10 protein-coding genes and 1 tRNA gene are annotated in these 12,896 nt (G+C 60.7%); 1 reads left to right on the forward strand and 10 read right to left on the reverse strand.

The features are described from left to right. The coding region (locus ACE039_RS08090; RefSeq protein ID WP_485821011.1) for a TssQ family T6SS-associated lipoprotein at nt 1–327 on the forward strand (327 nt) is incomplete at its 5' end. Between the two features lie 127 nt (nt 328–454). On the opposite strand, the gene rpoC is transcribed toward ACE039_RS08090, so the two are convergent. The 10 genes from rpoC to ACE039_RS08140 all read right to left on the reverse strand — a co-directional run. Continuing rightward, nucleotides 455–4,699, reverse strand: coding sequence for a DNA-directed RNA polymerase subunit beta' (gene rpoC, locus ACE039_RS08095; protein ID WP_448708021.1), 4,245 nt, complete (start codon nt 4,697–4,699; stop codon nt 455–457). Next, nucleotides 4,699–8,811 carry a DNA-directed RNA polymerase subunit beta gene (gene rpoB, locus ACE039_RS08100; protein WP_485811420.1) on the reverse strand — a complete coding sequence of 1,371 codons (4,113 nt, stop codon included), beginning with the start codon at nt 8,809–8,811 and terminating at the stop codon, nt 4,699–4,701. The genes rpoC and rpoB overlap by 1 nt, the downstream gene beginning before the upstream one ends. A gap of 161 nt (nt 8,812–8,972) precedes the next feature. Beyond that, entirely contained in the window at nt 8,973–9,353 is a 381-nt protein-coding gene (rplL, locus tag ACE039_RS08105) for a 50S ribosomal protein L7/L12 (RefSeq protein ID WP_006227008.1), read from the reverse strand. An 81-nt stretch (nt 9,354–9,434) separates the two neighbouring features. Further along, nucleotides 9,435–9,959 carry a 50S ribosomal protein L10 gene (gene rplJ, locus ACE039_RS08110; protein WP_105555686.1) on the reverse strand — a complete coding sequence of 175 codons (525 nt, stop codon included), beginning with the start codon at nt 9,957–9,959 and terminating at the stop codon, nt 9,435–9,437. 271 nt (nt 9,960–10,230) lie between these two features. Further along, a complete protein-coding gene (gene rplA / locus ACE039_RS08115; protein ID WP_006216574.1) occupies nt 10,231–10,932 on the reverse strand; it encodes a 50S ribosomal protein L1 in 702 nt (233 codons plus the stop codon). A 2-nt stretch (nt 10,933–10,934) separates the two neighbouring features. Continuing rightward, nucleotides 10,935–11,366 (reverse strand): 50S ribosomal protein L11, encoded by a 432-nt coding sequence (gene rplK, locus ACE039_RS08120; RefSeq protein ID WP_006227005.1) that lies wholly within the window; start codon nt 11,364–11,366, stop codon nt 10,935–10,937. A 63-nt stretch (nt 11,367–11,429) separates the two neighbouring features. Beyond that, nucleotides 11,430–11,963: a transcription termination/antitermination protein NusG gene (gene nusG, locus ACE039_RS08125; protein ID WP_105555685.1), complete on the reverse strand. Its 534-nt coding sequence runs from the start codon at nt 11,961–11,963 to the stop codon at nt 11,430–11,432. A gap of 9 nt (nt 11,964–11,972) precedes the next feature. Next, nucleotides 11,973–12,353 (reverse strand): preprotein translocase subunit SecE, encoded by a 381-nt coding sequence (gene secE, locus ACE039_RS08130; RefSeq protein ID WP_105555684.1) that lies wholly within the window; start codon nt 12,351–12,353, stop codon nt 11,973–11,975. 64 nt (nt 12,354–12,417) lie between these two features. Next, nucleotides 12,418–12,493, reverse strand: a tRNA-Trp gene (locus tag ACE039_RS08135). Between the two features lie 193 nt (nt 12,494–12,686). Beyond that, nucleotides 12,687–12,896: EF-Tu C-terminal domain-related protein (locus ACE039_RS08140; RefSeq protein ID WP_485822059.1), on the reverse strand; the 210-nt coding region annotated here is incomplete at its 5' end.

Below are 12,896 nucleotides of genomic sequence, written 5' to 3' on the forward strand. Positions count from 1 at the left end.
CCCCCCCCCCCCCAAGCCCCCGCTACTCCCGAGGCGCTGACGCAATTGCAACAAATCCGCGACGCCTATGGCGCCGGCCGCTACGGCGAAGTCATCCGCGGTGTCGCCACCTCGGACGCCCTGGCCGCTTCACCCCGCGCCATGCGCGTCGAAGCCTACAAGTTGCAGGCATTCAGCTATTGCGTCACGCGTTACGCCCAGTTGTGCCAAGACAGCTTCGCCCGCATCCTGGCGCTGGATCCTACTTTTGAGCTAGCCCCCAACGAAGCCGGACACCCGTCCTGGGGACCGGCCTTCCAACGCGCACGGACGCAGGCCGGAAAGTAGCCGCACGCTGGCTTGCACGACATGCCAGCCGTGCAAAAAAGAAAAAGGCCGCTGATTCGCATCAGCGGCCTTTTTGTTTTCAGCCCCCGCGCCAGGATGGCGCGCGGGGGGCTGACCGGGATTCCGCTTATTCGGCGGAATCGTCGGTGCTGGCGTCGGAGGCCGGGGCCTGATCGTCCGCACCCACCGTGACCGGTGAGTCTTCGAACGGGTTGGCCTGCTGGCGAGCGGCTTCGCGTTCCGCCGCCTCCAGCTCTTCCTTGTCGCGGCGTGCGTGGTGGTAAGCCAGGCCGGTACCCGCCGGAATGAGGCGGCCGACGATGACGTTTTCCTTCAGACCACGCAGGTCGTCGCGCTTGCCCATGATGGCGGCTTCGGTCAGGACACGCGTGGTTTCCTGGAACGATGCGGCCGAGATGAACGAGTCGGTCGACAGCGAGGCCTTCGTGATACCCAACAGCACGTTGTCGTAGGTTGCCGGGATACGGTCTTCGGCAGCCATGCGATCGTTGGCGTTCAGCAGTTCGGAGCGCTCGACTTGCTCGCCCGGGATGAACTCGGTATCGCCAGCGTCAACGATGTTCACACGACGCAGCATCTGACGAACAATCACTTCGATGTGCTTGTCGTTGATCTTCACGCCTTGCAGACGGTAAACGTCCTGCACTTCGTCGACGATGTACGTCGCCAGCTTCTCGATGCCTTGCAGGCGCAGGATGTCGTGGGGATCGGCCGGGCCGTCCACGATCATTTCGCCCTTGTTCACCACTTGGCCGTCGTGCACCAGAACCTGCTTTTCCTTCGGAATCAGGAACTCGTGGCTCACGCCTTCCAGGTCGGTGATGACCAGACGCTGCTTGCCCTTCGTGTCCTTACCGAACGACACCGTACCGGTAACGTCGGCGAGCATGCCGGCGTCCTTCGGCGAACGGGCTTCGAACAGTTCGGCCACACGCGGCAGACCGCCGGTAATGTCGCGGGTCTTTTGCGATTCTTGCGGAATACGCGCCAGAACTTCACCCACGGCAACCTGCTGGCCGTCACGCACGGTAATCAGCGCGCCCACCGGGAACGAGATGTTCACCGAGTGATCGGTGCCGGCGATCTTGACGTCTTCGCCAGCTTCGTTGACCAGCTTGATCTGCGGACGCATGACGATCTTGCCGCCACGGGTCTTCGGCGTGATGACGACGAGCGTCGACAGGCCGGTGACTTCGTCCACCTGCTTGGCAACGGTCACGCCTTCTTCGATGTTCTCGAAGCGGACGGCGCCACCGTATTCCGACACGATCGGACGGGTCAGCGGGTCCCACGTCGCCAGACGTGCGCCAGCCTTCACGGCTTCGCCATCGCCCACCAGCACGGTCGCGCCGTACGGGATCTTGTGGCGTTCGCGTTCGCGGCCGTTGTCGTCGAAGATCGCCAGTTCACCGGAGCGCGAAATCGCAACGCGTTCGCCCTTGGCGTTCGTGACATAGCGCATCGTGCTGGCAAAGCCAACCAGACCGCTGGACTTCGTTTCCACCGCGCTGGCCAGGGCCGAACGCGACGCCGCGCCACCGATGTGGAACGTACGCATCGTGAGCTGCGTGCCCGGTTCACCGATGGACTGGGCAGCGATAACGCCAACTGCTTCGCCCTGGTTGACCGGCGAACCGCGACCCAGATCGCGGCCGTAGCAATGTGCGCACAGCCCGTGACGCGTTTCGCACGTCAGCGGGGTGCGGACCTTGACTTCGTCCACGCCGATGCGGTCGATGGTGTCGACCAGATCTTCGTCCAGCAGGGTGCCGGCAACGATGGCCGTTTCCTGCGTGTCCGGGTTGATGATGTCCACGGCGGCAACACGACCCAGGATGCGGTCGCGCAGCGGTTCGATGACTTCACCACCTTCCACCAGGGCCTTCATGTTGTAGCCCAGCGACGTACCGCAATCGTCCTCGGTGATCACCAAGTCTTGCGTCACGTCGACCAGACGACGAGTCAGGTAACCCGAGTTTGCGGTCTTCAGTGCCGTATCGGCCAGACCCTTACGCGCGCCGTGAGTCGAGATGAAGTACTGAAGCACGTTCAGACCTTCACGGAAGTTCGCGGTAATGGGCGTTTCGATAATCGAGCCGTCCGGCTTGGCCATCAGGCCGCGCATACCGGCCAGCTGGCGGATCTGGGCGGCCGAACCGCGGGCGCCCGAGTCAGCCATCATGTAGATCGAGTTGAACGATTCCTGGCGCACTTCTTCGCCGTGACGGTTCACAACCGGCTCGGTGGCCAGTTGTTCCATCATCGCCTTGCCGACCTTGTCGCCAGCCTTGCCCCAGATGTCCACCACGTTGTTGTAGCGTTCCTGGGACGTGACCAGACCCGACGAGTACTGCTTGTCGATTTCCTTCACTTCGCGGCTGGCTTCAGCCAGGATGCCTTCCTTGGCGGTCGGGATCAGCATGTCGCCCATGGCGATCGAGATACCGCCGCGCGTGGCCAGCTTGAAGCCGGACTGCATCAGCTTGTCAGCGAAGATCACCGTGTCGCGCAGGCCGCAACGGCGGAACGACTGGTTGATCAGGCGCGAAATTTCCTTCTTCTTCAGGGCCTTGTTCAGGACCGTGAAGGGCAGGCCCTTCGGCAGAATTTCGGACAGCAGCGCGCGGCCGACCGTCGTTTCATGACGGCGGATCACGGGTTGCCATTCGCCTGCCTCGTCGCGCTCGTGCTCTTTCAGACGCACGGTCACGCGGGATTGCAGTTCGACTTCGCCGTTGTCATAGGCGCGTTGCACTTCAGCGACGTCGGTGAAGAAAATGCCTTCGCCGCGGCCGTTGATGCGCTCACGCGTCGTGTAGTACAGACCCAGCACGATATCCTGCGACGGCACGATCGACGGTTCGCCGTTGGCCGGGAACAGGACGTTGTTGGACGCCAGCATCAGCGTGCGCGCTTCCAGCTGGGCTTCCAGCGACAGCGGCACGTGGACAGCCATCTGGTCACCGTCGAAGTCGGCGTTGAACGCCGCGCAAACCAGCGGGTGCAGCTGGATGGCCTTGCCTTCGATCAGGACCGGCTCGAACGCCTGGATGCCTAAACGGTGCAGCGTGGGCGCACGGTTCAGCATGACCGGGTGTTCGCGGATGACTTCTTCCAGGATGTCCCAGACCACCGGTTCCTGGCTTTCCACCAGCTTCTTGGCAGCCTTGATGGTCGTGGCCAGGCCCATCATCTCCAGACGATTGAAGATGAACGGCTTGAACAGTTCCAGGGCCATCAGCTTGGGCAGACCGCACTGATGCAGCTTGAGCTGCGGGCCCACCACGATGACCGAACGGCCCGAGTAGTCGACGCGCTTGCCCAGCAAGTTCTGACGGAAACGACCGCTCTTGCCCTTGATCATGTCGGCCAGGGACTTCAGCTGGCGCTTGTTGGCGCCCGTCATGGCCTTGCCACGGCGACCGTTGTCCAGCAGCGAGTCAACGGCTTCCTGCAGCATCCGCTTTTCGTTGCGCAGGATGATTTCCGGCGCCTTGAGCTCCAGAAGGCGCTTCAAGCGGTTGTTGCGGTTGATGACGCGGCGGTACAGGTCGTTCAGGTCCGAGGTCGCGAAGCGGCCGCCGTCCAGCGGCACCAGCGGACGCAGGTCCGGCGGCAGCACGGGCAGCACTTCCATGACCATCCACTCGGCCTTGATGCCCGACTTCTGGAAGCCTTCCAGCACCTTCAGGCGCTTGGAAATCTTCTTGATCTTGGCTTCAGAGCTGGTGGCCTTCAACTCGCCGCGCAGCGTTTCCACTTCGCGGTCGATGTCGATGGTGCGCAGCAGTTCGCGCACGGCTTCCGCGCCCATCAGGGCACGGAAATCGTCGCCGTACTCTTCGGTCTTGGCGAGGAAATCGTCGTCCGACATGATCTGGCCGCGCTTGAGCGGCGTCATGCCAGGTTCGATCACGCACCAGGCTTCGAAGTACAGAACGCGTTCGATGTCGCGCAGGGTCATGTCGAGCACCATGCCCAGACGCGACGGCAGGCTCTTCAGGAACCAGATGTGCGCGACGGGGCTGGCCAGCTCGATGTGGCCCATGCGTTCACGGCGAACCTTGGCAACGGTGACTTCAACGCCGCACTTTTCGCAGATCACGCCACGATGCTTCAGGCGCTTGTACTTGCCGCACAAGCACTCGTAGTCTTTGATCGGGCCAAAGATCTTGGAGCAGAACAAACCGTCACGTTCAGGCTTGAACGTGCGGTAGTTGATGGTCTCGGGCTTGCGAACTTCGCCGTAAGACCACGAACGGATCTTCTCGGGCGAGGCGATGCCGATCTTGATGGCATCGAATTGCTCGTCTTGCGAGACTTGCTTAAATAGGTCGAGTAGCGCTTTCATTAGTTACGCTCCAAATCCATGTCCAGGGCCAACGAGCGGATTTCCTTCACCAGCACGTTGAACGATTCCGGCATGCCGGCGTCGATGACGTGGTCGCCCTTGACGATGTTTTCGTATACCTTGGTACGGCCAGTGATGTCGTCCGACTTCACCGTCAGCATTTCTTGCAGGGTGTACGCGGCGCCGTATGCTTCCAGCGCCCACACTTCCATTTCCCCGAAACGCTGACCACCGAACTGCGCCTTACCACCCAGCGGCTGCTGCGTGACCAGCGAGTACGGACCCGTCGAACGCGCGTGCATCTTGTCGTCGACCAAGTGGTGCAGCTTCAGGTAGTGCATGTAGCCAACCGTCACGGGGCGCTCGAATTTCTCGCCCGTGCGGCCGTCGAACAGCCATGCCTGCGTACGCGAAGGCGTCAGTGCCATGCGCTCGGCGACGTCGTCCGGATAGGCCAGTTCCAGCATCGTGGTGATTTCCTCTTCGGTCGCGCCGTCGAAGACGGGCGTCGCGAACGGCACGCCGTTCTTGAGGTTCTGGGCCATTTCCATGACTTCTTCGTCGGTCAGCTCGTCGATGCGGGCGCCGGAGCCGGTCGTGTTGTAGACCTTGTCCAGGTAGGCACGGATGTTCTTGACCTGCGCAGTGCGCTCGTCGCGCAGCAAATCGGCAATGCGGTGGCCCACGCCCTTGGCAGCCCAGCCCAAGTGCACTTCCAACACCTGACCGACGTTCATCCGCGAAGGCACGCCCAGCGGGTTCAGAACGATGTCGGCCGGCGTGCCGTCAGCCATGTGCGGCATGTCTTCCACCGGGGTGATACGCGAGACCACGCCCTTGTTGCCGTGACGGCCAGCCATCTTGTCGCCAGGCTGCAGACGACGCTTCACGGCCAGGTAGACCTTGATCATCTTCAGCACGCCCGGGGGCAGCTCGTCGCCTTGCGTCAGCTTCTTGCGCTTCTCTTCGAAGGCCAGATCGAACTGATGGCGCTTCTGCTCCAGCGATTCCTTGGCTTGCTCCAGCACGACAGCGTGCGGCTCATCGGCCAGACGGATGTCGAACCACTGCCAGCGGTCCAGATCAGCCAGATAAGCCTTGGTGATCGTGGCGCCCTTGGCCAGCTTGCGCGGGCCGCCGTTGACGGTCTTGTTGACCAGCATCTTTTCGATACGGTCGAACTGGTCGTTTTCAACGATGCGCAGCTGGTCGTTCAGGTCTTGGCGATAGCGGCGCAGTTCATCGTCGATGATGGACTGGGCGCGCTTGTCGCGCACGATGCCTTCACGCGTGAACACTTGCACGTCGATCACGGTGCCGGTCATGCCCGAAGGCACGCGCAGCGAGGTGTCCTTAACGTCGGACGCCTTTTCACCGAAGATGGCGCGCAGCAGCTTTTCTTCCGGCGTCAGCTGGGTTTCGCCCTTGGGCGTGACCTTGCCGACCAGCACGTCGTCGGCGCTGACTTCGGCGCCGATGTACGTGATACCCGAATCATCCAGACGGTTCAGTTGCGTCTCAGCCAGGTTGCTGATGTCGCGCGTGATTTCTTCCGGGCCGAGCTTCGTGTCGCGGGCGACAACCGTCAGTTCCTCGATGTGGACCGAGGTGTAGCGGTCATCGGCAACAACCTTTTCGGAGATCAAGATCGAATCTTCGAAGTTGTAGCCGTTCCAGGGCATGAACGCGATCAGCATGTTCTGACCCAGGGCGAGTTCGCCCAGGTCGGTCGATGCGCCGTCAGCCAGCACGTCGCCCTTGGCGACCTTGTCGCCACGCTTGACGATAGGACGCTGGTTGATGTTCGTGTTCTGGTTGGAACGGGTGTACTTGATCAGGTTGTAGATATCGACACCGACTTCGCCGGCGACGTTTTCTTCGTCGTTCACGCGAATCACGACGCGCTCGGCGTCAACGTGGTCGACCAGGCCGCCACGCAGTGCTTGCACGGTCGTGCCCGAGTCAACGGCCACGGTACGTTCGATACCCGTGCCCACGACCGGCTTTTCCGGACGCAGGCAAGGCACGGCCTGACGTTGCATGTTGGCGCCCATCAGTGCGCGGTTCGCGTCGTCGTGCTCAAGGAACGGAATCAGCGATGCAGCAACCGACACGATCTGCGACGGGGCAACGTCCATGTAATGCACGTTGGCCGGCGAGGTCAGCATCGTTTCGCCCGCTTCACGGCAAGCGACCAGGTCGTCAACGAAAGCGCCGTCCTCGTCCAGCGCGGCGTTAGCCTGCGCAATGACGTAGTGGCTTTCTTCGATGGCCGACAGGTAATCGATCTGCTCGCTGACGCGGCCGTCGATAATCTTGCGGTAAGGCGTTTCCAGGAAGCCGTACTCGTTCAAGCGAGCGTACAGCGCCATGGAGTTGATCAGACCGATGTTCGGGCCTTCCGGCGTTTCGATCGGGCAGACACGGCCGTAGTGGGTCGGGTGCACGTCGCGGACTTCGAAGCCGGCGCGCTCGCGGGTCAGACCGCCCGGGCCCAGTGCGGAAACGCGACGCTTGTGCGTGATTTCCGACAGCGGGTTGGTCTGGTCCATGAACTGCGACAGCTGGCTCGAACCGAAGAACTCCTTGATGGCGGCCGAGATCGGCTTGGAGTTGATCAGGTCGTGCGGCATCAGGTTTTCGGTCTCGGCCTGGCCCAGACGTTCCTTGACGGCGCGCTCGACACGCACGAGGCCTGCGCGGAACTGGTTTTCGGCCAGTTCGCCCACGCAACGCACGCGACGGTTACCCAAGTGATCGATGTCATCGATCTGGCCACGGCCGTTACGCAGCTCAACCAGCACCTTGATGGTTTCAAGGATGTCTTCGTTGGTCAGCGTCATCGGGCCGGTGATGTCCTCACCACGGCCCAGACGGCTGTTGACCTTCATGCGGCCGACGCGCGACAGGTCGTACGTCTCTTCGCTGTAGAACAGACGCTGGAACAGCGCTTCCACCGCTTCTTCGGTGGGCGGCTCGCCAGGACGCATCATGCGGTAGATGGCAACGCGCGCGGCCATCTGGTCGGCGGTTTCATCGGTGCGCAGCGTTTGCGAGATGTACGGACCACGGTCCAGGTCGTTCGTGTAGAGCGCCTGGATGTCGTAGACGTTCGAGGCGCGCAGCGCGCTCAGCACGCTTTCCGTGATTTCGTCGTTGGCATTGGCGATGACCTCGCCAGTGTCTTCATCGACGATGTTCTTGGCCAGCACACGGCCGTACAGGAAGTCTTCCGGCACGGAGATGCGCTGGATGCCGCCGGCAGCCAGGTCGCGCAGATGCTTGGCATTGATGCGCTTGTCTTTTTCGACGATGACCTTGCCATCGCGATCCGAAATGTCGAAGCGGGCCATTTCGCCCTTCCAACGTTCGGGCACGAATTCCATCATCGCGCCTTCGCTCTTCAGTTCGAAGTTATCGAAGTCGAAGAAGTTGGCCAGGATGGATTCCGGCGTCATGCCGATGGCCTTGCACAGGATCGTGACAGGCATCTTGCGACGGCGGTCGACGCGGAAGAACAGGACGTCCTTCGGGTCGAATTCGAAGTCCAGCCACGAACCGCGGTAAGGAATCACGCGGGCCGAGAACAGGAGCTTGCCGGAGCTGTGCGTTTTGCCGCGGTCGTGTTCGAAGAACACGCCAGGCGAACGGTGCAGCTGCGACACGATGACACGCTCGGTGCCATTGATGACAAAGGAACCCGTGCCCGTCATGAGCGGAATTTCGCCCATGTAGACTTCCTGTTCCTTCACTTCTTTCACGGTCGGCTTGCTGACTTCGCGGTCAAGCAGCACCAGGCGGACCTTGGCTCGCAGGGGCGAGGCATAGGTCAGACCACGTTGCTGACATTCCTTGACATCGAACACCGGTTCGCCAAGCACGTAGCTCACGAACTCCAAGCGCGCCATACCGTTGTGACTAACGATCGGGAAAATCGACGAGAACGCCGCCTGCAAACCGTCGGCTACGCGATCGGACGGGGCGGTATCCGCCTGCAGGAAAGTTAGGTAGGATTGAAGCTGTGTCGCCAAAAGGAAAGGAACGTTTTGAACGTCTTCACGCTTGGCGAAGCTTTTGCGGATGCGCTTTTTTTCGGTGTACGAGTAAGGCATGAGCACTCCGACTCGAGGTTGCATGGGCCGTCAACCACGGCCCTAGGTGATACGACTCCAGGAAACCCCTCTGAAAAGGCATGACCCCAGTAGGGGTTTCCTGGAAACGCAAAAGCCCGGGGACTGCAAACTGTGCTGTCCCCGGGCAGTTGACGCAGGTCTTACTTGACTTCGACCTTGGCGCCAGCTTCTTCCAGCTTCTTCTTGGCGGCTTCGGCGTCAGCCTTGGCCACAGCTTCCTTGACAGGCTTCGGAGCGCCGTCAACCAGGTCCTTGGCTTCCTTCAGACCCAGACCGGTCAGCTCGCGCACGGCCTTGATGACGCTAACCTTGTTCGCGCCGGCTTCCAGCAGGACGACGGTGAACTCGGTTTGCTCTTCAGCAGCGGCGGCAGCGCCACCAGCAGCGGGAGCAGCGACAGCGACAGCAGCGGCAGCAGCCGACACGCCGAACTTCTCTTCCATTTCCTTGATCAGCTCGGACAGCTCGAGCACGGTCATGCCAGCGATGGCGTCAAGGATTTCAGCTTTGTTAAGTGCCATTTTTAAGAACTCCAAATATTTTGGTAATGCCAGGGTTTGGGTGTCGCTTCGTCGTTCAGCGAATTCCGGACAGCAGGGCGATTAGGCCGCTGCCTTTTGGTCGCGCACGGCCGCGAGGCCACGAGCGAACTTGGTCGGAACTTCGTTGAGCGTACGCACGAATTGCGCGATGGGGGCTTGCATGGTGCCAAGCAGTTTCGACAGCAACTCTTCGCGGGACGGCATGGTGGCCAAGGCCTTCACACCATCTTGGGTCAGCAGGTTGTTGGGCAATGCGCCCGCCTTGATGACCAGCTTGTCGTTGCTTTTCGCGAAACCTGCGATGACCTTGGCCGCCGAAACCGGATCAGTGCTGATACCATAGATCAGCGGACCGGTCAGTTGCTCAGCCAACGGCTCGAAAGCCGTGCCGGCAACAGCACGACGGGCCAGCGAGTTCTTCAGAACACGCAGATACACGCCCGATTCACGCGCAGTTTTGCGCAGTACGGTGACAGAGGCGACGTCCAGACCACGGTACTCAGCGATAACAATCGATTGTGCCTTGGCGACTTCAGCCGAGACTTCCTCGATTACCACCGCTTTCTCTTGACGATTGAGACTCACGGTTTGAACACTCCATCAAAAGACGCCTGGGGCCTGAGCCTTGCGCGTCAACCGAATGCGGCGCCTGGTCGAGTTCTTCGTGTAAAGAAATCTTCCTGGGGACGCCGTCTACGCTGGATCCGAACTATGTGAGCTTCGGGATTAAGCGGGGCAGCGGGGAACCTGCTTTCAACAGAAGGGAGGACCCTTCCACTACCCTGCTCCAGCGGTCTTTGACAGCAACATCCGGAGGAATCCGGATGCAGCCCAAAGTACGTTTACTGCTGTTGGCTTAGTTGGAAGCCGACAGCGAGGCAATTTCAACGCGAGCACCGCCGCCCATCGTGGACGAAACGGCGAGCTTGCGCAGATAAATGCCCTTGGCAGCTGCGGGACGAGCCTTTTGCAGGGCGTCGACCAGAGCGGCCAGGTTGGTTTGCAGCTGTTCCACGCCGAACGACGCGCGGCCGATCGTTGCGTGGATGATGCCAGCCTTGTCGGTGCGGTACTGAACCTGACCGGCCTTGGCGTTCTTGACAGCGGTCGCGACGTCAGGCGTCACGGTGCCGACCTTCGGGTTCGGCATCAGGCCACGGGGACCCAGGATCTGGCCCAGGGCACCCACGACACGCATCGTGTCGGGCGAAGCGATGACCACGTCAAAGTCCATTTGACCGGCCTTGATCTGGTCAGCCAGGTCGTCCAGGCCAACGATGTCGGCGCCGGCAGCCTTGGCGGCCTCAGCCTTTTCGCCTTGGGCGAACACGGCCACGCGGACCGACTTGCCGGTACCGGCGGGCAGAACGACCGAGCCGCGAACCAGTTGGTCCGACTTCTTCGGGTCGATGCCGAGCTGCACAGCCACGTCAATGGATTCATTGAACTTGGCGACAGCGGTTTCCTTGACCAGGGTCAGGGCTTCAGCGACCGGGTACAGCTTGGTACGGTCGATCTTTTGTGCAATAGCGGCGGCGCGCTTGGACAGTTTTGCCATGATTAGATCCCCTCAACCGTGATGCCCATGCTGCGGGCGCTGCCAGCGATCGTGCGCACAGCGGCGTCCAGATCAGCGGCGGTCAGATCGGGGCCCTTGGCCTTGGCGATTTCTTCAGCTTGAGCGCGGGTCAGCGTGCCGACCTTATCGGTATGCGGCTTGGCCGAACCCTTTTGCACGCCAGCTGCCTTCTTGATGAGGACCGTCGCGGGCGGGGTCTTCATGATGAAGGTGAAGCTCTTGTCCGCGAAAGCGGTGATCACCACCGGAATCGGCAGACCAGGCTCCATGCCTTGGGTCTTGGCGTTGAACGCCTTGCAGAATTCCATGATGTTCAGGCCGCGTTGACCCAGTGCCGGGCCAATCGGGGGGGAGGGGTTAGCCTTACCAGCCGGTACTTGCAGCTTGATAAAGCCGACGATCTTCTTCGCCATGCTTTGCTCCTTGCGGGTTATATCGCCCGGGCCTTATTGGCCTGGGCTCCCCGGGGGTTGAAATCAGGTCTTTTCGACCTGGCTGAAATCGAGTTCGACGGGTGTGGCACGACCAAAAATGGTGACCGACACGCGCACCTTGCTCTTTTCGTAATTGACTTCTTCGACGTTGCCGTTGAAGTCTGCAAACGGACCTTCCTTGACCCGAACCATCTCGCCCACTTCGAACAGAATCTTGGGGCGGGGTTTCTCGACACCCTCTTCCATCTGGGAGAGGATCTTCTCGACTTCCTTTTCGGAAATCGGGGTCGGACGGTTGCCCGAGCCACCCAAAAAGCCGGTGACGCGGTTCGTATTCTTGACCAAATGCCACGTTTCGTCGGTCAGGTCCATTTCAACCAGGACATAACCAGGGAAAATGCGGCGTTCGGTGATCGACTTCTGACCACCCTTGACCTCGACGACTTCTTCGGAGGGCACAAGGATTCGGCCAAAAGACGTTTGCAAGGCCGCGCGCTCGATGCGCTCGATCAGGGCCTTGTGAACACTCTTTTCCATGCCGGAATACACATGGACGACATACCAACGCTTACTCATTCGCCGTCCTTATTTCCAGCCCAACAGCAGGCCGTAAAGAATCCATTCGATGCCCTTGTCGAGCACCCACATGAAAATGCCCATGACCGCCACGAACGCAAAAACGATACCCGTCATCTGGGTCGTTTCCTTGCGGGTGGGCCACGCGACACGCTTGACTTCGTTGTAGGACTCGTTGGCAAAGCTCAGGGTGCGGCGGCCGGGCTCGCTGAACCAGGCGATCACGGCTGCGATCACGAGGCCACCAACGAACACGCCGACACGTGCGGGCATCGGCTGTGCGCTAAGCACGGAAAACCCGACGATGCCAGCAATAACGACGAGAACCGCCAGCCCGAGCTTGACCCGGTCGGCGGTACTGGTTACGGTTTCTACGCTGGTATTAGACATATTGCGACGCGAGCCGCCGTGAATGCGTAACTCGCGATGATCTCCCGCGGGTTTATCCTGGCGGTGGCAGGGGCAGTAGGAATCGAACCTACAACCTTCGGTTTTGGAGACCGACGCTCTGCCAATTGAGCTATGCCCCTAAAACACTACTGGCTTGCACTACATTCACTGACTTTCCGTGATCTGCCGCTCAAAACAGCCTTTTCAGGTCGTTTTTCAGACTGCCTTTTCAGGCAATTTGGCGCAAATGATCGCGGAGCCAAACATCATAACACTTTTACAGCAAAAATGGGTAGAGGGACATTTCGTCCACTCTACCCACTTGGGTATTGCTTACTTCAGGATCTTGGCGACGACGCCGGCGCCGACGGTACGACCGCCTTCACGGATGGCGAAACGCAGGCCTTCTTCCATGGCGATCGGAGCCAACAGCTTGACCGTCATGGCCACGTTGTCGCCCGGCAGAACCATTTCCTTGTCGGCCGGCAGCTCGATCGTGCCCGTCACGTCCGTCGTGCGGAAGTAGAACTGGGGACGATAGCC

Source organism: Achromobacter maghribensis (assembly GCF_057334215.1).